Annotated in this window: 16 protein-coding genes; 9 read left to right on the top strand and 7 right to left on the bottom strand. The window is 45.9% G+C overall.

Features of this window, described 5'->3' with window-relative positions; genetic code table 11:
- The first annotated feature begins 85 nt into the window (after window positions 1-85).
- The 5 genes from QUB66_RS03680 (at window position 86) to QUB66_RS03660 (ending at window position 4358) form a co-directional block, all read left to right on the top strand.
- Window positions 86-1651, top strand: a complete 1566-nt coding sequence (locus QUB66_RS03680; RefSeq protein ID WP_332965848.1) for a branched-chain amino acid ABC transporter permease — start codon at window positions 86-88, stop codon at window positions 1649-1651.
- 19 nt (window positions 1652-1670) lie between these two features.
- Window positions 1671-2501 (top strand): class I SAM-dependent methyltransferase, encoded by an 831-nt coding sequence (locus QUB66_RS03675; RefSeq protein ID WP_265239788.1) that lies wholly within the window; start codon window positions 1671-1673, stop codon window positions 2499-2501.
- Window positions 2502-2560: 59 nt separating this feature from the next.
- The gene (locus tag QUB66_RS03670) at window positions 2561-3340 is read left to right on the top strand and encodes an ABC transporter ATP-binding protein (RefSeq protein ID WP_265239789.1); all 780 of its coding nucleotides are present in this window, start codon (window positions 2561-2563) and stop codon (window positions 3338-3340) included.
- Between the two features lie 175 nt (window positions 3341-3515).
- Window positions 3516-4223 (top strand): ABC transporter ATP-binding protein, encoded by a 708-nt coding sequence (locus QUB66_RS03665; RefSeq protein WP_332965851.1) that lies wholly within the window; start codon window positions 3516-3518, stop codon window positions 4221-4223.
- A 9-nt stretch (window positions 4224-4232) separates the two neighbouring features.
- The gene (locus QUB66_RS03660; protein WP_332965852.1) at window positions 4233-4358 is read left to right on the top strand and encodes a hypothetical protein; all 126 of its coding nucleotides are present in this window, start codon (window positions 4233-4235) and stop codon (window positions 4356-4358) included.
- 126 nt (window positions 4359-4484) lie between these two features.
- Here the strand turns inward: QUB66_RS03660 and QUB66_RS03655 are convergent, their stop codons facing one another.
- From QUB66_RS03655 to QUB66_RS03645, 3 genes are all read right to left on the bottom strand, one after another.
- On the bottom strand, window positions 4485-9983 hold the full coding sequence (locus QUB66_RS03655; protein ID WP_332965854.1) for a response regulator: 5499 nt from the start codon (window positions 9981-9983) through the stop codon (window positions 4485-4487).
- 185 nt (window positions 9984-10168) lie between these two features.
- Window positions 10169-11380 carry an RNA-guided endonuclease InsQ/TnpB family protein gene (locus QUB66_RS03650; protein ID WP_265239792.1) on the bottom strand — a complete coding sequence of 404 codons (1212 nt, stop codon included), beginning with the start codon at window positions 11378-11380 and terminating at the stop codon, window positions 10169-10171.
- A gap of 744 nt (window positions 11381-12124) precedes the next feature.
- Window positions 12125-13567: a hypothetical protein gene (locus QUB66_RS03645; RefSeq protein WP_332965857.1), complete on the bottom strand. Its 1443-nt coding sequence runs from the start codon at window positions 13565-13567 to the stop codon at window positions 12125-12127.
- A gap of 90 nt (window positions 13568-13657) precedes the next feature.
- Between QUB66_RS03645 and QUB66_RS03640 the strand changes: the two genes are divergently transcribed.
- From QUB66_RS03640 to QUB66_RS03630, 3 genes are all read left to right on the top strand, one after another.
- Window positions 13658-13840 (top strand): hypothetical protein, encoded by a 183-nt coding sequence (locus tag QUB66_RS03640; RefSeq protein WP_332965858.1) that lies wholly within the window; start codon window positions 13658-13660, stop codon window positions 13838-13840.
- A 714-nt stretch (window positions 13841-14554) separates the two neighbouring features.
- Window positions 14555-16867: a nitric-oxide reductase large subunit gene (locus QUB66_RS03635; protein ID WP_332965860.1), complete on the top strand. Its 2313-nt coding sequence runs from the start codon at window positions 14555-14557 to the stop codon at window positions 16865-16867.
- Window positions 16867-17040, top strand: a complete 174-nt coding sequence (locus QUB66_RS03630) for a hypothetical protein (RefSeq protein ID WP_332965861.1) — start codon at window positions 16867-16869, stop codon at window positions 17038-17040. Before QUB66_RS03635 ends, QUB66_RS03630 begins: the two co-directional genes overlap by 1 nt.
- 165 nt (window positions 17041-17205) lie before the next feature.
- On the opposite strand, the gene QUB66_RS03625 is transcribed toward QUB66_RS03630, so the two are convergent.
- Window positions 17206-18078, bottom strand: a complete 873-nt coding sequence (locus QUB66_RS03625; RefSeq protein WP_332965862.1) for an alpha/beta fold hydrolase — start codon at window positions 18076-18078, stop codon at window positions 17206-17208.
- Window positions 18079-18410: 332 nt separating this feature from the next.
- Between QUB66_RS03625 and QUB66_RS03620 the strand changes: the two genes are divergently transcribed.
- Entirely contained in the window at window positions 18411-18905 is a 495-nt protein-coding gene (locus QUB66_RS03620; RefSeq protein ID WP_332965864.1) for a GAF domain-containing protein, read from the top strand.
- Between the two features lie 91 nt (window positions 18906-18996).
- On the opposite strand, the gene QUB66_RS03615 is transcribed toward QUB66_RS03620, so the two are convergent.
- The 3 genes from QUB66_RS03615 to QUB66_RS03605 all read right to left on the bottom strand — a co-directional run bounded on the left by QUB66_RS03615 (window position 18997) and on the right by QUB66_RS03605 (window position 20422).
- On the bottom strand, window positions 18997-19374 hold the full coding sequence (locus QUB66_RS03615; protein ID WP_332965865.1) for a helix-turn-helix domain-containing protein: 378 nt from the start codon (window positions 19372-19374) through the stop codon (window positions 18997-18999).
- A 14-nt stretch (window positions 19375-19388) separates the two neighbouring features.
- On the bottom strand, window positions 19389-19682 hold the full coding sequence (locus tag QUB66_RS03610) for a type II toxin-antitoxin system HigB family toxin (protein WP_332965867.1): 294 nt from the start codon (window positions 19680-19682) through the stop codon (window positions 19389-19391).
- A gap of 197 nt (window positions 19683-19879) precedes the next feature.
- Complete coding sequence (locus QUB66_RS03605; protein ID WP_332965868.1) at window positions 19880-20422, bottom strand: hypothetical protein; 543 nt, start codon at window positions 20420-20422, stop codon at window positions 19880-19882.
- Window positions 20423-20723 lie beyond the last annotated feature (301 nt).

The following is a 20723-nucleotide window of genomic DNA, read 5'->3' as shown; positions in this document are numbered from 1 at the left end:
AATAACCAATAACCAATAACCAATAACCAATAACCAATAACCAATAACCAATAACCAATAACCAATAACCAATAACTTCTGACCTATGTCAAACAAGATAATCCAAGCAATTAAATCAAGCGGTATATTAGGGGCGATCGCCTTTTTGACTGTTGTGTTATTCGGCGGTTGGAGCGGCACAGTCATCGGATGGCTGATGGGCACGGCAGCGGGCTTCATGAGTTGTCAAGATCAGAAGGTTCAAAACCCAAAAATGGGCGCAACAGTTGGCTGTTTTGCGGGTTTGGGTTTGGGCGTTTGGCTGTTGGTTGCTAGCGTACTAGAAGGGGTTTTAGTTAGACCTTTTTCCGGTCAATCTGCTGTGGCTTTACCGACTACTTTGGTGTACGGGGTTTGCAGTTTGGCGATCGCACTTTTGACAGCTACATTAATGGGTGCTTTGCAGGGTTTGCCGCCGCAACGCCAACGACAGGCTACTCTGGTAACATTAGCTTTTATCTTAATTCTGTTTCCGTTTATCGATCTTGAGGCTCAAACCGGCTGGATTGCTACGGTAGTACAGATTCAAATCTTTATTATGTTGGCCCTGGGTTTGAATATTACTGTGGGTTTTGCGGGGTTGTTGGATTTGGGATATGCGGCGTTTTTTGCGATCGGCGCTTACACGACAGCTTTGCTATCTTCCGGGCAGATAAATATTGCTTGGAATTTTTGGGTAGTTTTGCCGATCGCCGCCGGTGTAGCTGGCATTGCGGGCGTTATTCTGGGTATTCCCACACTGCGACTCAAGGGCGATTATTTGGCAATTGTTACCCTCGGTTTTGGCGAAATTATCCCGGTGGTATTTCGGAATTTAACCGCCATTCGCATCGATGAACCAATCTCGAAGATTGTCGCTTCAGTTTTAGGTAAGCCGGAATTGGTGTTGTGTCTCGTTGGGTGCGATCGACCTTTTAACCTCACCGGCGGCGAAGCGGGCATCAACCCGATCGCGCGTCCATCTCTCCCCATCATCGGCACTTTCAGCACCGGCAACTACTTTCCCTGGTACTACCTAATTTTACTGCTAGTCGTCTTCGCTTACTTCATGATTTCGCGGCTGCGAGATTCCCGCTTGGGACGGGCCTGGAATGCCATGCGCGAAGATGAATTAGCGGCAAGCGCAATGGGCATTAACCTAGTCAAAACCAAACTTTCGGCTTTTGCGATGGGAGCGACATTTTCGGGGTTTGCAGGCGCATTTTACGCCGCCTATATCAGCGCGGTTTTTCCCAGCGTCTTCGATTTCTCAGTATCGGTGATTATCCTGTGTATGGTAATTTTAGGCGGTTTGGGCAACATGACCGGGGTAATTTTGGGCGCTATCATTATCATGTCTGCCGATCGGCTTTATCTACCCCAACTCGCCCAAGTCCTCAAAGGTTTCCTGAATACTTTTGTACTTCCCAGAATTGCAATTCCCCAGTTAGCCGACTTTCTAGCAACCAGTTTAGACCCGATTCAAATGCGCTTGTTTCTATTCGGTTTAACTTTAGTTGTGATGATGATCGTGCGGCCAGAGGGGCTGATTCCTGATAAAATCCACCAAGCAGAACTGCATTCGGATGGTGAAGCAAGCAATGAGTCTTTAGCCGATGCCAGAAGTCAATAGTAAAGAGGAAAGTTTAGCCATGAACAATGTAACAGGTACTGCTTTTATCGTTGCGGAATTTAGAGCGGAAGAAAATCAAGAAACAATTCCTCTTTACAATGATAATGTAGTAAAAATATGGCTGAATGAAGAAACGAAAAAAATAGCAGACCAAATAGCTCAAAACTCTCCCGCTGCTAAAGAAATGGTGAAGCTGCGGACTAAATACTTTGATGATATTTTATCAAATCAAGTTTTAGGAGGTTGCAAACAAGTAGTTATTTTAGGTTCTGGTTTAGACACTCGCGCTGCGAGAATCAATGGAGAAAGAGTCACTTATTTTGAAATAGACGATCCGGCTACTCTTGAATTAAAGGAAAAAACTCTCAAAGCCAACAAAGTTAGGGCAAATGTTCGCTACATTCCCGGCGATTATGTAAAAGACGGTTTAATATCCTTATTGAAACACAGCGAATTTGACTTCGACATACCGACATATTTTTTGTGGGAAGGTAACACCACCTTGCTTGCCAAAAAAGATGTAATATTTGTCTTAGAACAAATTAGTGACAATGTTCACAATTTCCGATTGTCCTTTGATTATATGTCAGAAAAAGTGATTTTGAGAACGACGGGCTACCAAGATATCAATGATTACATAGATAAATACGAAAGTATGTATGCACCGTGGATTACTGGCTTTGACCAAATTTCCACTTTGGCTGACGAACTCAATCTTAAACTTATTGAGAACTTCTCGACGGCAGATTTGCACGTACAATATCGCCCTCGCCGTTCCCTCGAATCTAATCTTTTTAAGTTCTATTTTGTTTGTACATTAGAGAATATGTCCGAGAATCTCCCAAGTTGATTCACAAGCCGGCGTGAAATCTCACACTTCAATATAAAATATTAGGAAACATAACCAAAATGTCATTATTAGAAGCACAGCAACTTACCATGCGATTCGGCGGTTTGACAGCAGTCAACCAGGTTAGTTTAACCTTGGAAAAAGGCTCGATCGCCAGTTTGATCGGCCCCAACGGTGCGGGTAAAACCACTTTTTTTAATATGCTGACGGGTATCTACAAACCCACTGCCGGTAACTTGCTCCTCGAAAATAAGAATATCACGGGTTTGCCTCCCGATCGCCTGACAAGTTTCGGCATTGCTAGAACTTTTCAAAATATCCGCTTATTTAACAATATGACTGTACTGGATAATGTTTTAGTAGGCAGGCACAGCAGAATGAAAACAGGTTTGTTGGGCGCAATCCTCCGCCCGCCGACTGCGATTATCGAGGAACGGGAAGCTAAAATAAAAGCGCTGAGTATGCTAGATTTTGTCGGTTTGGGCGTGAAGAAAGCGCCGGAGTTGGCAAAAAACCTTTCCTACGGCGATCAGCGCAGATTGGAAATTGCCAGGGCTTTGGCTTCCGATCCCAAAGTGCTGCTTTTGGACGAACCGACGGCGGGGATGAACCCGAATGAAACGGCCGATTTAACTCGCTTTATTTACCGGATTCGCGATGAGTTGGATTTGAGTATTTTGCTGATCGAACACGATATGAAGGTGGTGATGGGAATTAGCGATCGCGTTAGTGTGATGGAGTACGGCACTAAAATTGCTGAGGGAACTCCGGCAGAAGTTCGCGCCGATCCTCGTGTGATTGAGGCATATTTGGGAAAAGAAGATGATGTTCATGGTTAATACAATTAGTCGGTCAACCGCAGATTTAAGGCAGATAAACACTGATTGACGCAGATAATTTTAAGATCGTGAGATGCTCTGGTTTACTATAAAAAAGGTTAATTTTAAATAAATGCAATAAAATTTTATACTTAGTCGGGACGATATAACAAAGGACAAAGCGGAAAGAGCAATTATGCTAGAAATTAAAGACATTCACACCTATTACGGAAATATTCACGCTCTCAAAGGAGTATCGCTAACTGTCTCGCAGGGAGAAGTTGTGACATTAATCGGTAGCAACGGGGCGGGGAAAACTACCACTCTCCGCACGATTCAAGGGCTGCTGCGCCCGCGTAGCGGTACTGTACTGTTTGAGGGAAAGCCTTTGGAGTCGCTGTCTACAGAGGCGATCGTCCGTTTGGGCATTTCTCAAAGCCCGGAAGGGCGGCTGATTTTTGGGCGCATGACGGTACAAGAAAACCTGGAAATGGGTGCTTATCTCCGCAATGATACTCTCGGTATCAAGTCTGATATGGAAAAAGTTTTAAATTTATTTCCCCGTTTGCGAGAAAGAATTAGTCAAAAAGGGGGAACTCTTAGCGGCGGTGAACAGCAAATGCTGGCGATCGCCCGTGCTTTGATGTCGCGCCCCCGTTTGTTATTATTGGATGAGCCGAGTATGGGCTTGGCTCCGATGTTGGTGAGTCAAATTTTTGCGATCGTCCGCGATATTAATGCGGACGGAACTACTATTTTACTGGTGGAACAAAACGCCCGCATGGCTTTAAGTGTAGCCCACCGCGGCTATGTGATCCAAACTGGTGAGGTTGTAGTCGCCGGTACTGCTAGCGATTTGCAGTCTAATGAAACTGTTCGGAAAGCGTATTTAGGTGAAAGTTAAATATGGGAATTGGGAATTGGGAATTGGGAATTGGGAATTGGGAATTGGGAATTGGGCATTGGCCAAACAGGTCATTGGGAATTGGGCATTGGCCAAACAGGTCATTGGGCATTGGGCATTGAAACTGACAACTAACAACCAAAAACCAACAAATAACAAATAATATCGTTTCCGGTTGCATCGGTATTGTTCAAACAGTCAACAGTCAACAGTCAACAGTCAACAATTCCGGAGGAGTGCAACCGGAATTGATATAACAAATTACCCGATTTGCGATCGCAACTTCCCCGTTTTTAATTCAGTCTCAAACGCCATCCGTACCTTTTCCCACTCCGTTTCGGCTTCCAACAGCCGATCGCGCGCCGTCCTCGCATCAAAAACCTGTTCTCCTCCAGACTCAACGGCCAAGCGGCCCATCAACTCCAACTCCTTGCAAACTTCCGAAAAAGACACCGCTCCTAAATTAGCGCTGCTCGACTTCAGCGTGTGAGAAGCCAGCTTCAAACTATCAGCATCGCCGAGAAAAATAGCCTCCTTAATTGTTTCTAACTGCTGCGGTGCGTCTAACAAATATATCTGAATCAACTCCCCCAAAAAATCCGGGTCTTCCTCATCGTCTAACTCGCGGAGACTTTGCAAAACATGAAAATCGATCGGCGAATTTGCTCCCGGTTGAACGATTGAGTGTCCAGCAGCCTCACTGTCAACTGGGTCAGTAATATGTTGATTTTTCAGTTCAGCAACGGCATCCAATTCATCCCGTTGCAGGGGTTGGCATTTGCCCAGGGCGATCGCCAACTCTTCCCGGCGCACCGGCTTAGTAATATAATCGTCCATACCCGCTTCCAGACACTTTTCGCGATCGCCCTGCATCGCATTAGCCGTCATCGCAATAATTCTCGGCTTCTTATTGGCTGGCCATTCCGCACAAATGCGGCGCGTCGCTTCCAACCCGTCCATCTCCGGCATCTGCACGTCCATCAGCACAACATCGTAAGATTGCCGCTTCAGCGCCTCCAAAACCTCCAACCCATTAGCAGCAATATCTGCCCGATATCCTATCCTGTCGAGCAAATGCGTAGCTACTTTTTGATTCACCACATTATCCTCCGCCAACAAAATCCGAATTTGAGTAGAATTAGCTGCATCCTGTGCGACAGAATTGCTCGCCACCTGCCTCAAAACCGCAGGTGTCCGCTGCGAGCGATGATGTTCTTGAGAATTTTCAAAATACTTCAATCCCGAAGTCAAAGTCGCCACATTTGAAACTTCTCCCTTGCCACTTCTGCCGGCAACATATCCAAAAACTTGCAGCAACACATTATAAAACTGCGACTGTTTTAGAGGCTTAGTTAAAAAAGCCGAAAAATGTACTTCTGTAGTTTCAAGTTTTTTCCAGACTTCCGCCTTGCTCAAATAAGTAAATAGCACCAAAGGTAGCGGAACTTTGCGAGGACTTGTAACTTTGATGACATTCGGATTTAGCCCCTCGCCGCCAGACAAATTGCTCAGCTCCCATGAACGAATCTTCACAGCCAAAGCCACGCCGTCCATATCTGGTAGATTCATCGCCAAAATAGCCAAATCGATCGCCGAGTTTTCTTTGATGATTTCCAAAGCCTCAGCGCCCGAAGTTACAGCCACGGGTATCATGCCCCAAGCCTCAGCTTGCCGGATCAAAACTTGTCGGTTAATGGCATGATTCTCGGCAATTAACAAACGCTTGCCAACAGTAAATTCCGGCTGTTTTTCCTCAACCGCGCTTTCATTAGCTTCAGCAGTTACCGTGAAATAAAAAATCGAACCGGAACCCGATATCGACGGCGCAGAAAATCCCGCAGGTGGTGTCCCTGCCATACTTTGTCCGATCGCAGAAACAGCAGGTTGAGACTTAGAACTTGCCGGAGAAACCTGACTGACAACCCACATTTTACCACCCATCATATCGCTCAAACGCTGGCTGATAGCCAGTCCCAGACCAGTTCCGCCGTACTGTCGAGTTGTTGAAGCATCCACCTGCGAAAAAGCTTTAAACAGGCGATCGATCCTGTCTGGCGGAATGCCAATTCCGGTATCTTGGACACCAAATTGAATCTCGTATTGTCTGGTACTTGGCAACTGTTCTTGCTTAATTGCTAGCGGTTGCAGAGCTAGAATATTGGTTATTTCCGGCAAAATCTTAGCAGCTACCGGCTCGATTTTTCTAGCGGTACAAGAAACGACAATTTCTCCAGATTCTGTAAATTTAACTGCATTTCCTAGCAGATTTACCAAGATTTGGCGCAGCCTCGTGACATCTCCTAAAATATTTTTTGGAACAGAATCATCAATAAAGTAAGCCAATTCTAAACCTTTTTCCGACGCTCTAGGAGCCAGCAATTCCAGAGATTCTTCTATACAGTTTTGCAGCTCGAAGGGGCTGCGTTCCAAATCCATTTTGCCCGATTCAATCTTGGAAAAGTCTAGAATATCGTTAATAATAGTCAGCAAAGCATCGCCGCTGGTGCGAATTGTCTCCACAAAATCCCGCTGTTCTGTAGTTAGTTCCATATCCAGCAGCAAACCGGTCATCCCGATTACCGCATTCATCGGAGTGCGGATTTCGTGACTCATAGTCGCTAAAAATTCGCTCTTAGCTCTGTTAGCAACTTCCGCCGCTTGTCGCGCGTGCTCCAAAGCTTCGTTTTGCTCTGCTAACTGTTGCTGTCGGTGAACTTCCTTTTCTAAAAGTTGGGCTTGGGCTAAGGTAATTCCGACTTGAGCGGCAACATCTTCTAGGAGTTCAATTTCGTCGGGAGTCCACTGGCGAGTTGCATCGCACTGGTGCAAAGTAATAATGCCATTCGGTTCTCCTTGATAGGAAGTGCGAACTGCCAACATAGATTTTAATCCGATGCGGCGGCACATTGGTACTGAAGATTCGAGCAAAGGATCGGTGAACACATCGGGAGATGCCAGGGCTATATCTTCAGCGAGTAGTTTTTCTGTGTAGGGGTTGTAAGTCACGGAAAGTTCTAAATCTAAAGCCGATTCGTGACCAGGTTCTAAGTATTCTGCGACGCAAGGAAGGTGGGGATAAGGTTGGGAAAGATAAGTGTGAATTGTACAGCGATTTACGCCGAATACGCGGCCGATTTGGGTGGCGGTAGTCTGAAAAATTTCTTGAGTGTCTAAAGTCGATCGCACTTTTTGAGTAATTTGCTTGAGCAGCAAAACGCGCTGGTACTGACGCTGCAAAGTGCGCTCTCGCTCTTCGCGGGCAATTTCCGCACCGATGTAATTCCCCATCAACTTTAAAATTTCTAAATTCAGCGGTTTTAAAGGAGGTTTAGCGGTGCAGGAAGTAAAGCTCAAAGTGCCAAAAACTCGCCCTTGGACTATGACCCGCGTGCCGACAAAAGCCTCCAACCTGCGCACGGCGTAAGCGGGATGCTGCTTCCACTCAGTAGTGCCGGCGGATTCGATCGAAATAGGTTCGATCGATCGCAAAACCTCTCGCTCGAAGGTTCTGCTTAAAGAAAAACCATCTCCTTTAGCAAATCCGAAGGGAAAATCTTGCGGTACATAAGCCGCGAGCACTTCGTAGCGATCGCCCAAAACCCTGCCCAACAGCCCGATATCCATCCCAAACTGACTGCAACCCATTGCCAGCAACCGGGCCGTTCGCTCATCAAAAGAGCCTGACGAGCCCACCATTACCTCGTAGAGCGATCGAATTGCCCGCTCACTTTCCCGCAGTTCCTCAACCCCTGCGACGCGGTTGCAGACATCGTGCAAAGTTCCTAAAATTCCGACTATTTCACCTTGGGAATTCAGCCTAACTTGGGCAAATATTTCAACAGAAACAAAGCCAGAATTACTGTGAATTTCCAATTCATTTTTGCCTGAGTCCGACTTGTATTTAATTTGCAATTCTCGCCGATAAAATACCGACTTCCCTGACAGCAAAGACTCCAATAAATTTGCACAATGCGATCGCTCATCTGGATGCACCCAATCTAAAAAATTAGTTGTCAAACTTTCGGCAACCGAAAAACCCGTAATTTCAGTCCAAGCGCGGTTGAGAAATGTCCAAATCCCCGCCGCATCCATCTGAAAAATTACGGTTGCTTTCAAAGCATCAAATACTTGGAATTGCTCCACGCCATCGCAGTTTTTGAGTTCTAACTGCTGGTTGGGAGTAATATCTGTATGAGTTCCGACTACCCGCAGGGGTTTGCCCGTAGCGCTGCGCAAAACTTGACCTCGGTTCAGCACCCAGACAGTGCTGCCGTCTTGGCAGTGCATTCGATATTCTGCTGAAAAATCTGCTGTTTTTTGTGCGAAGTGATCTTCTAAAGCTGCCTTTACTGCGTCAATGTCGTCTCGGTGGATGCGACTCCACCATTCCGATCGGCGATTGGAGATTTCCCCTGCTTTGTAGCCGAGCATTTCTTGCCATCGCGCCGAGTAAAAAAACTCATCTGTTTCGAGATTCCAATCCCAAATCCCCTGATTGTTGACGGTAGCGGGGAGATTTGGGGGCTGCGCGACGCTACTGTTTTGAGCAATTTCTGCACCTGGGTAGCGATTGGCTGCCGGAATTTGTATTTCTGTCAAGAGTCTTTTGTACTCCGCGTTGCTAGATTCTAGCTGGCGCTGCAAAGCGATCAAGCCTGAATGCAGAGATTTTGAGTCTAGTGCTTGTAACAGGATAGTTTGAGGATTGACAATCCCGATCGGGTGATTGCTGTCGTTGATGACTAATAGAGGTAACTGGCAGTAGTTTTTTTGCAGCAGGGCGATGGCTGCTTCTAGGGTAGAGTGCGATCGTACCAGGGGTGGCGAACTGCTGCAAATCGCTCCCGCTCTAATTCTGTTCGAGTCTCTGCCCGTGGCTTGCAACTGCACGATGTCCCGCGAACTTACCACGCCAACCAGTTTGTGGAGGTTGGGATTTGTAAATTTGGAATTTGTAGCAGCACCATTCGAGTTTGATTCGGGAGTTTCAGTGATTAATACATAGCTAACATTGTGTCGGAACATCAGTTGCGCCAAATAGCGAACTGAAGCAGTAGCAGGAGCGTGAATAATTCGCGAGGCTGCGATTTGAGGGATTTGGGCGAGTTTAATTAAACTCGCAGGCAGCTCTAATTTCGGATGTAAAATTGGTAGCGGCGGAGGGAAGGCAAAGGGCGCTGCTGGTGACTTTGGGCTGCTAATTTGTGGTTGTGTCGATTCCCCAATTTCCTGCAACAGTTGTACCAAGCTTTGGGAGCTAATTATACCGACAAGTTCTTCAGCGTCGTTGACGACTGGCAAATGCCCAATCAGATGTTTGTCCAGCAGATTTGCTAAGGCAAAAAAGTCGGGAATTTCTGATTCTCGCGCTACGGTTACGGTTCGGATCATGATTTGCTCGATCGCAAATCCCCTCAAAGCAGCGCCTATAGAACTTAGCTGGACGACATCTCGCGCTGTAAAAATCCCCAGCACCGTCTGGGCGCCGGGATCGGAAGCTTTGGAGCCGTTGAGACTGATCCCGTTGGCGGATGCTTTTACTGCACGCGGTACGTCTTTGTACAAACCCAACTTTTCCCGCGACTGTGGGGAAGTCCCGTTGGTGGGATTTCCGAGTTGAAAATTTCCGCGCGGTTCTACCACGAGGACGTAACTGGCTCCTGTGCTGCTCATCAGCTCGATCGCCTCTTCTACGGGCGTCCCAGGGGTGACGGTGAGGGGATTGCGGTTAATGACCTGACTGAGGGAGGGAATAAACATCAGGGGGCATAAAAGTGATATTTGTTAGAAAAGCTCGATCGGGGCCAGCGGGTTGATTGAGAGACTTTGCCCGCGAGGTTTCGTCTGCGCGCTCAAAGTTTCTGCACGATTCACATCACCGTTCCATTAAACTTACCCAAAGCTACCCAAGTCTAGACTTAGCTGGACATAGGTAGCCGGGAGTGTTAACTTCCTGTTTCTTTCGTAGCGACAACATGACTGTTGTCGGGTTTGTCTACTCCGCAGGCTGCCACGGTGGAACTCACCGCCAATTCTGAACGTTCGGGCACACAAATACCTTCAAACCAACGTTCTATATTTCTAGCTGCATTCAAGTCACGGTCTTGTACGTTTCCGCAGTTGGGACATTCAAACACTCGGACTTTTAACGGCATCTTGTGCCGATGATTGCAACAACTTGAACAGATTTGACTGCTCGGGAAAAATCGATCCACAAGCGTCAACTTAGAGCCAAACTTTTGGGTTTTGTATTCGAGTTGACGTTTGAATTCGTACATTCCGCAATCCGCGACTGCACCAGCAAGTTTGTGATTCTTTAAAAATGCCTTGACGTGCAAGTCTTCAATTATGACTTCGCCGTGTTTCTTGGCGAGGTAAGTTGTCAGCTTGTGGATAGCATCTTTTCGGATATTGGACACTTTTAAGTGCAGTTTAGCTAGCTTCGAGACGGCTTTATTCCGGTTCTTGGAACCCTTGACTCGCTTACTGACGCGCCGTTGTAGGCGTTTCATCTTGCGACTCATTCGACGGTAAGCCTTTGGATTGTCAAAGACTTGACCGTTGGAACAGACTGCTAGCGTCTTGATGCCGATGTCAACTCCGATAGTCGGGCGGTCAGGTGCAGGGACGGGTTTTTCTATTTCGCACTTAAACGCAATGAACCATCTGTCTGCTTTACGACTAATTACGCAATTGTGAAAAGCAGTAATTGGTAGTGGTTCGTGCAACCTGACCCAACCTATCTTAGGTAATTTAATCCGCTTGCCGTCGTTATTTATTCCTGGCTTTGCTTTGCTTCCTTGCTCTAGATAGAAGGAGTCGTGCGATACACCCTTCTTCTTGAACCTAGGTTGCTTAGATACCTTTTTGAAACACCTGTCCCAAGCTGTCCTCAATTCGGCTAAAGCTTGCTGAGGGCTTGCCTTGGAAGAGTCGTAGTACCACCGACACAATGGCTTGACTTCTGCCACTAAGCGCTTGTGAAGATCAATGGCAGAAGGGATTTTGACTGTCTTGTCGGTTCCCCTTTCCTCCAAAGCTTGCAGGATTAAAGCGTTACCCCAGTTGTAGGCGTGTCTAGCGACTCCACAATGCTGGCGAAATCTAGACACCTGCCTGTTATTGGGTTTTAGTTCCGTCTTGAAACTGAGTAACATTTACTTTGCTTCGTTTTTGCATTATCCTTATTCTATACGGAATTAATACGGAACGTCAAAATGTCGAGAAAAAAGATTTATAGCGAGCCTAAGCGTAAAATCAATCTGAGTCTGACTGAGACTGCCACTAAGTGGTTAGACGAACAGCGGGTTCAGCTTACCGCCAGCAGTCTTAGTGACGTTATTGAAAGACTCGCTAGAGAGTTACCCAAAAAGTCTATTGATGGGTAACTCTGTCCAAGGATTGCGTTGCAGTTTCCGCCCCAGAGGGCGGACTGTGGGATTGCCGGCAATTCCTTGCCTAGCCTAACTGCTGCGGATTTACGAGCAAGAATTTCTGCGATCGTCTAGACTGCACCCGACTTTCTCGTCTTCAACAAAACTCTCGCTCGGATTCTGTTGGAGGCAAGATACCTACACGCTACCAATTTACCAGCGACAGGAGGAGAATCACAACATCACGATTTAGGTATTTCAACCGTCTAATTAAGAGTTCGAGGGTTCCAGGGTTCCAGGCTTCGAGGGCAAAACAGGCAGAAAATCAATAATTCCCATCATGACTAATTCTATCTTATCCCAATTCTGACCCCGCCCAAAAACGGGTACAAGCCCCGGACTTCAGTCGCGCTGATCCCAAAATTTTAGACCAAAGTTCAAGCTACCAGATTCATCTGTGAAGTAAATCTCAAATCTAAAAATGGAAAATTTCAAATCTCAAATCGACTGATCCAGAGGATTTTAGATTCAATTCGGGCGATCGAACTTGATGAGAATAGCGCTATTCCCCGCCACCGCAAAAGTCGCATTACCGTCCTTCAGCGTTAAGCTACCAACAACCTCATCCATTGCCTTCAGACTGAACTCCCGCACCGTGCCATTACCACCTTTGATCAGAGCAGAAATATCGGCATTAACAGTATAAGATTTTGCTTGGTCGTTCACAGCCAGCAAATAAACATTGTTGCTAGCATCGCGAGTGGCAACTGCCATTAAATTAGCACTGTTAGTGACAGGAAAAAAGGTAGCTTTCGGGCCCTGCAAAGCCCGAATCCCCATCCGCAAAGCATAGTAGCCCGCGCGCCGCTTGCCGCCTGGGCCCAGCAAACCTTCTGCCAGTCCCGGCTTTCCCCAGTCGTACAAACAGAATATGTGACTGCCGTAAATATAATTATCCCCCGGTTGGGAACCTCGAATCAAATTTTTAATCAAACTTAAAGCTAAAGATAAATCGTTATAGCTAATTTGATAACTTCCCCATTCTCCCACCCAAAGCTGCGAGTTAGCGCGGATACTACCGTTCATCCAGCCGCGCACTTTGCGAGTGTAGTTAGAAATATCTGCGTCGTAATTGTGGACATTGACTGTATCGAAATAATTGGGAATTTCTCGCAAAGCATCAGCAGGCCAATTGCTGCCGCCTACGGTTTTCGGGCCGTGGATGCGGTATGTGCGCGAAGGCAAATAAGTTTTGTAAACAAAGTCGATCGCATCTTTGGCCACTTTCACCAATTCAAAATAATCTGCCCTAGTCCCACCCCAACCCTGTTCCCGGTTATCCGGTTCGTTGTGAATTTCCCAATCATCAACGCCGTAGTCATTGCGAACATTTAGCCAATAAACAGTAGCAAACACGTGTTCCCACCACTCGTTCCAATCTTCTTTAGTTCGGGGCGGATTCAGTTGCAGCGCCCAGGAAGGATTCCAGCTACTGTCAACATTGCGAATGCTGACAACCGGGCGAATATTTGCTTGTTTCAGAGTATTAAAAATAGTCCTCGCATTGCCTTGCCAAAGTGTGTCCGGTTCTCCCGACCACCAATAATCGCTACCCTGGGGCGGATCGGTCATAATCTGATCCCAATGCGCCCAATTAATTATATTGGGATTTGCCTTAATTTGGGAGATTTCCGGCCAGCCGTATTTACCGTCATCGTCTTCGGGTTCCCACCGGGACATCCCGCCGTAAATGCGGTAGGTATTAATTCCTAAATCTTGTAAATCTTTGAGGTCAAAGTTGATGTTGCCCTCGACAGCACCGATGTAGCGAGTGCTGACACCCGCAGGAGTGCCGGAGAATTTGATTGTTTCGATGTTTTGAGCAAAAATGGCGATCGGGCTGCACAACTCAAGGATGAGGGCGATTAAAAAGGCGATCGTCAAATTCCGAATAGTTATCTTTGAGAACACGAGACTAATGACTAATGATTAAATCAAGCCTACAAATATAGCAGGTAATCATGAGTCATGAGTCATTAGTCATTTTAGCCTGAGCGACTTGTGCTGAGCGTCGCCGAAGCAAGCCGAAGGCTTGTCAATCGCAGGGGCATTTCTTGCAAGTTAGAATTAACAGTGACAGTACCAGCGATCGAACTTACCGCCAGACAAACGAAAACTCAACCCGGATTCACAGACTTGGGGGACTTTAACTTCATGGCATTTATTGAAACTGATACTCAGTAGCTAGTTGCGATCGGGATTGTAAGCCAAACCTGTCAGCAGCCTAGTTTTTTTAAACAATTCTTAATAAATGCTCTTAAAAACATTCTTATTAAGCAAAACGGCAGACAACTAAATTATGCCTCAAAACCTATATAAATAGGTGATTGTAGAGATTTTTGAGACTCAAGAAATAATAAATTCATCAAAGCTAGTTAACTTTTATTAGCAATAGCCCTTAGAATCAACTGCGTCTAGATTATTGGGGCAAGAGAGTTAAACGTAACTACAGATATAGCGGTTCTCAAAAAAGTGAGGTATGCCCTACACCATATCCCATATCCCATATCCCATATCCCATATCCCATATCCCATATCCCATATCCCATATCCCATATCCCATATCCCGTTCGCGTACCTCATCTTTCTGAGAAAGGCTATATAGCAATCCTATAGCAATCCTAAATCATTTTCAAGAACTGGTTAACTGGTTCCCAGGCAGAGCCTGGTAACGAGTATAATCATTTAGGATTGCTATATGTCACAATTGTCGAGAGACAAACTGTCATACCTATCTCAACCAAGCTGAAATGTAAAAACCTCAAGGCGCTTTAGTCTATTCTGAAACTTAGAAAATATGGCATCTGAAAAGCTCGTTATTAAATAACACTCAATCGCAGAAATCCTGCACCAAAACAAAAGTAACATCACAATACATACAAAAGGAAAAATATCACTATGGCAAATTCAACTATTGGCATTGCAATAGCAGATGGCTCCAAAAAAAAAGGCTTTAGTTTACCAGCATGGTTGACGCTGATTTGCATTATCTCGTTCACGGTGCTATTAGGAGCAGGAGCAGCCATCCGTCAAAACGCGCCTCCGATTCCGATCGCCATGACTTCTCCCCAACAGGAAATCATTATCACCGCAGAAGACATCGATCACGGACAAACCACCTATTTAGGACGGGGCGGACAGCATATCGGCAGCATTTGGGGACACGGCAGCTATCTGGCTCCCGATTGGAGTGCTGATGTTTTGCACCGCTGGGCGCTGGGAACGGCGGGAGTTCTATATCAGAACGATCCTAACTTTTCTCAAAGCGATTTAGAGGCACTACCAGCACCGGAACGGGCAAGTCTCCAAGCACGGGTTCAAGGTGACTTTAAGGTCAACCGTTACGATCGAGAAACCGATACTTTAGCTCTCACAAATGCCCAAACATTGGGTCTGCAAAAAGTCTTTCAGGACTACCAAGAGTTGCTGTCTCACGGTTCGCGCATCCACTCCATTCCTGATGGCTGGTTCAAAGACGATCGCCAAATCCATGATGTCACCGCATTTTTTGCGTGGACAGCTTGGGCGGCCGTAGCCAACCGTCCCAATGCCCCGTTTTCTTACACCGCAAACTGGCCCCACGATGACCTAGTGGGGAATCAACCGCCCGGTCAGTTTATCGTGTGGTCGATTGTGTCAGTCATAGTCCTGATAGCGGCGATCGCGCTTTTCCTGTTAGTTTACATCACTCAGGAAGAAGCAGACGATGTTTTGACCGTAGCAACCCGTCCCGCAATTCGTTTAGCCACCCCCAGCCAGAAGGTAACTAGCCTATTTTTTGGAGTGGCTATGGCCTTATTTCTCATGCAAATGATTATGGGCATGGTGACGGCTCACTACGCCGTAGAAGGAGATGGATTTTATGGCATTCCTCTCCAAACATTCCTGCCCTATGCCGCTTCTCGCACCTGGCATTTACAGTTAGCTATCTTTTGGATCGCCACCTGTTGGCTGGCCGCCGGACTGTATTTCGCACCCCGTTTTGGCAAACACGAACCGAAGGGACAAGGTTGGGGAAATGGGATATTGCTAATCGCGCTCACAGTAGTTGTTGTCGGTTCTCTCGTTGGTTCTTGGGCGGGAATTCAGGGACTGCTGGGAGAAAACAGTTTCTGGTGGGGACATCAAGGCTATGAATATATCGAATTAGGGCGCGTTTGGCAATTGCTATTAATTGCTAGCATGGTGTTCTGGCTGTGGCTGATGTATCGCGCTCTCAAGCCAGCCTTAAAAAATGATGCCGATCGCACAGGACTCAATCATTTCTTTCTCTACAGTGCGATTACTATTCCTCTGTTTTACTCAGCAGGTTTAATGTACACAAACCATACTGCCTTGAGCGTAGCCGAATATTGGCGCTGGTGGGTAGTACATCTTTGGGTAGAAGGATTTTTTGAAGTCTTTGCGACTGTAACGATCGCCTATTTATGCAGCGAATTAGGATTTTTGAAGAAATCCTCCGCCCTGCGAGCCACCTATCTAACTACGATTTTATATCTAGGCAGTGGAGTGATTGGAACGCTGCACCATCTTTACTTTGCAGGAACGCCTTCATTTATTGCAGCAATGGGTTCTGTGGCTTCTGCCCTAGAAGTAGTGCCCTTAACTCTGATAGGTTTTGAAGTAATCAAAACCCTGCGTTTTTCCCAAGAAGCAGAAGGTTTTTATCGCTGGCCTATGCGTTTTTTCCTGGCAACCTGCTTCTGGAATCTGATAGGTGCGGGCGTCTTTGGATTCTTGATTAATCCACCAATTTTCCTCTATTACTCCCAAGGCTTGAACATCACTCCAATTCATGCGCATTCTGCCCTATTTGGTGTCTATGGTTCCCTGGCAATAGCGTTAATGCTATTCGCCTTGCGAGAGATTGTACCCGATCGGGCTTGGAATGAAAAACTGTTGCGGGTTTCCTTTTGGTTGCTGAATGGAGGACTGGTGATGATGTTAGTGTTGGGATTAATTCCCAATGGCTTTTATCAATTAGTGCAGTCGGTAAATCACGGCACTTGGTATGCGCGCAGTGCAGAGGTAATTGGGTCTGCTTGGATGCAGTGGACAGTGTGGTTGCGTATTCCGGGCGATATCGTTTTTGCTCTGGGTGCATTGGTGATGGTGGTATTTGTGGTGCGAGCAATCTTTGCCATTTTCCAGCAACCAACTCAACTTCAACCTGATAATTCTCCAGAAGTCATTAATGAAGCTGGTGTTTAATGATGGTGGAAAGTCCTCATAAAAATCTGAGGACTTGCATTCCCAGCCCCGAACAAAAGATGTATGCAGACAGCACATTTATCACCGGATTTACCAAGTATGCCGAGAAAGTTAACGGACGCTTTGCAACGATCGGATTTGTTTCTTGGCTGCCGATCGAAAATTTTACCTGACCAAGCTTTATCAGCTCGATCGACGATATTTTAGGCTAGGGAGATCCGGTACTGAGATTTAATATCATGTCCGTTGAATTTCCCTAATAACAGGTGTTCCCAGTGAAAACTAACGTCATCACTGGGAACACCTTTGATTATTGGGAGAATGTCCGAAATATCGGATCAAACAGCTTGGCTTGCCAAAAAATCTCTCATGTAGCGATTCACTAACTGCGGCTGTTCCTGCTGCACCCAGTGGCTGCAATTGGGAATGTATTGAATCTGAAAATCCTGCACGTAATCTTCAGTCCCGTAGGTTAACTCTTTGCCGAGGGCGCTATCATTTTCGCCCCAAATCATCAGCGTCGGAACTTGGAGGACACCCCAATTCTGGCGATCGAGAAATCCGCGAGCAATATTGCGGTAATAGTTGATCGTAGCAGTCAGAGCGCCCGGTTTAGCCGCCGCATCTTTGTAAGCTTGGATGTCTGAGGGGGTAAAGGTGCTTTTGTCAACAGCCATGCCTTCAAAAGCAAGGGCGATCGCCCGATAGTCGTCCAACTTAATTAAGAATTCCGGCAAAAATGGCAACTGAAACAAAAAAATGTACCAACTTTTCAGTAATTGTTGGCGAGTGCGCAACCCTTCAGCAAACTTGGCCGGATGCGGTAGATTCATCACAATTAATTTATCCACCATTTCGGGATAAGCATAAGCAAAATTCCAGGCGATCGCGCCTCCCCAGTCGTGGGCAACTAAGACACAACTTTTGTATCCCAAACCCTGAATAATTCCCTTGACATCTTGCACAAATTCTGCCATCACATAAGCAGATTTAGCCTCGGGTTTGTCGCTGTCGTTGTAACCTCTGAGATCCACAGCAACAACTTTATAATCTGATGCAAATTCCGGGATTTGATGACGCCAAGAATACCAAAATTCGGGAAATCCGTGCAGCATCAGCATCAGCGGCCCTGAACCTTGAGTAACACAATGAAGCTTGATATTATTTGTCGCGATCGATTCGTGTTTCCAAGTAGCTTTTAGCACAGACATATTAGATAGTTCCTCTAACTATAGAGTGATTTTAGCCGTCAAATAAGTTGAGATTTTAGATTAAAGAATTGAAGAATTCAAAATGACCGATCGCCCTTCGTGATTTGGTGATTCCTGTATGGGACAGGTGTCCCGCCCGTTTCCTGAAAGAATTGCGCTCTCAGTAAAAATATTAGTATAATGTTACTTTCGTTTCGACAACTCTCAAGCTAAAAATAACTTATTTTCGAGCGGGCGAGAATCCCGAGCATCAAAAAGTTGACAATTTTTGAGGAGGCAAGTTAAATAATATAGAACTTGCGAGTCCACTAGGAATTAAAGGAGTTAAGATTATGTCTGGCGATCGCCTGCAACACATTGTTAACCGCTTGACAGATCAGCTCAAGCGCGACGTATTAGTTGAAAAATGCCTATACGACATTCGAGAAGTTTTGCAGAGCGATCGCGCGGTGCTATATTATTTTTACAGGCAGTGGCAAGGTCAAGTTACCTGCGAGACGTTAAGTGCGATCGAATTCTCAATCTTAGGCTCAACCGGGCCAGACGACTGTTTTAACGGCGAATATGCTGCTTTGTACCAAGCCGGCCGAGTCAGAGCAATTGCAGATATTGAAACAGAACCAATTCACCAATGCCACCGAGAGTTTCTCCGTAGCATGAAGGTGCGCGCCAATTTAGTCGTGCCAATTTTAACGAAAAAAGGGCTGTGGGGGCTGTTAGTTGCTCATGAATGTAGGGGGCCCCGCACTTGGTTGCGATCGGACATTGAATTCATGCAGAAACAAGCAGAAAATATGGCAATATCTCCCACAATTCAAGATAGTTAATCTTTCATCCAAAATCCTGCTTTGTGACTGTTCGGGTGCATTGTCTGTGCACTGGAAAATTACAAACCAACCAAAATATGGTGTTCTATTGTTAGGCGGAGGTTTGTAGCGACTCATAGGGCTGGATGAGAATCTCAGCGGGAATTCCTAACTCTTGATTCAACTTCCGAATCATTTCCAGAGTCAAGGAGCGTTTGCGAGATAATATCTCAGACACCTTAGCTCGACTGCCAATACATTGTTCCAAATCGCTACCAGACCATCCGCGGGCGTCCATGTAGTATTGAATGGCTGCAATTGGATCGGGGATTTCGATCGGAAAGTGTGCCTTCTCGTAAGCTTCTACTAGGGTACTGAGCACATCTAGGCGATCGGACTCAGGTGTATTAGGATCTGCATTAAACAGCAACTCAACCTCTCGAAGGGCTTCCTGATAGTCAGTTTGGGTTCTAATTGGACGTATTTCCATATATCAATTTGTGTTTAGATTGTTTCTGCATCTACCTTGTCATACTCGCCATGAGTGCCAATAAAGCGGATAAAAATAATGCCGATGTCATAACGAATGGCAACAATCAGCCGATAGGAATTGCCTTTGATGTTAAACACAACACGATTGTTCGCAATGATGCTAGCATTACGATGAGCGGACTTAACATCGACTGGACTCTGCCAATCGGCGTGAGACGCTTCGTAGTACCAAGTTTTTAGTGCTTCTGAGGCATCTGGATGAGTTTCCCAGAAGTTTCGCAAGGTGCTGCGGGACAAAATACGCATAGAACTTATAGTAACTCGATCTTAAAACGGGAGCAAGAGGCGCTTGAAGAGATGCCAAATCTTTTTCAAAATTAAGCCTAACGGCTTGGGCTTCAGCAGCGGCGAACCTGTAGATCGGAAAGGCAGTCGGGTTGCTTCTAGCCTTCAAAATCACCGCGATATTGTGGGCGCAGAGCACCGTCTGCTGCAAGCCCTTGTTAGCAGCCAAGAGTGGCTTGACGAAATCGGCTCAATTCTTCTACCCATTGCTTTGATACTGATAATAATATTTGTGATGTCTCTCGAAGACATTCAGGCGTAAAAAAAAGTATATCCTCACCAAGTTCTCGATTGATAAAAGGAGCCACGTTTCCGTGACAAAGATCATTTCTTAGGGCAACGATCTTGACATCTACACGGTTAGGTTTAGTTGTTGCTAAATTTGCAATAAAGTCACTTTCACCTGGAAATGCTAGGGATCGAATTGGCATTCCCTTGTCGCCTGCTTGATTTATCAGACAATTACTCAGCAACTTATAATTGTTCAGATCTTCGTTAAAGGACTTGCCTTCAAGTTGATGAATGGTTATTCGGAGGGTTGCCTCTATACCATTGATGAGCGATAAGACTCCTGGTATATATAGATCCTTGCGCAGCGCTTGTGCCCCTTGCACAAAAAACCAGTGCATTTCTGAACCACGCAAATGTGCAAAAAAAAGTCCATCATTGGGTTGATCAAATACCGAAATCATGTCGCTCATATTTTTACCTTGAATGTATAGCCAACGTAGTAGAGTACCAAGCTTATTTTATAACTTGTGTTCTTCATATAGCAATCCTAAATGATTTGCAAAACCATACGCGAGAAAGATGCTTGTACTACAAGGATTCTGATCTCGATCAATTTTGCGACTGATTTAGGACTGCTATAGCAACTGGCTTGATGGCTTGGCAGCTAACTTATCATTGTATCGCAGTTGCGGTACAATAAGGAATATAATCAAACAATACCGCAGCTCGATAGCACATCTTTCTTACTCCCCATCAGCATCTCCCTTCCTC

It is taken from the genome of Microcoleus sp. A2-C3 (assembly GCF_036706065.1).
GTDB lineage: Bacteria > Cyanobacteriota > Cyanobacteriia > Cyanobacteriales > Microcoleaceae > Microcoleus.
Note: the sequence above shows the minus strand (reverse complement) of the source record. Positions and strands in the feature narration are given on the sequence as shown.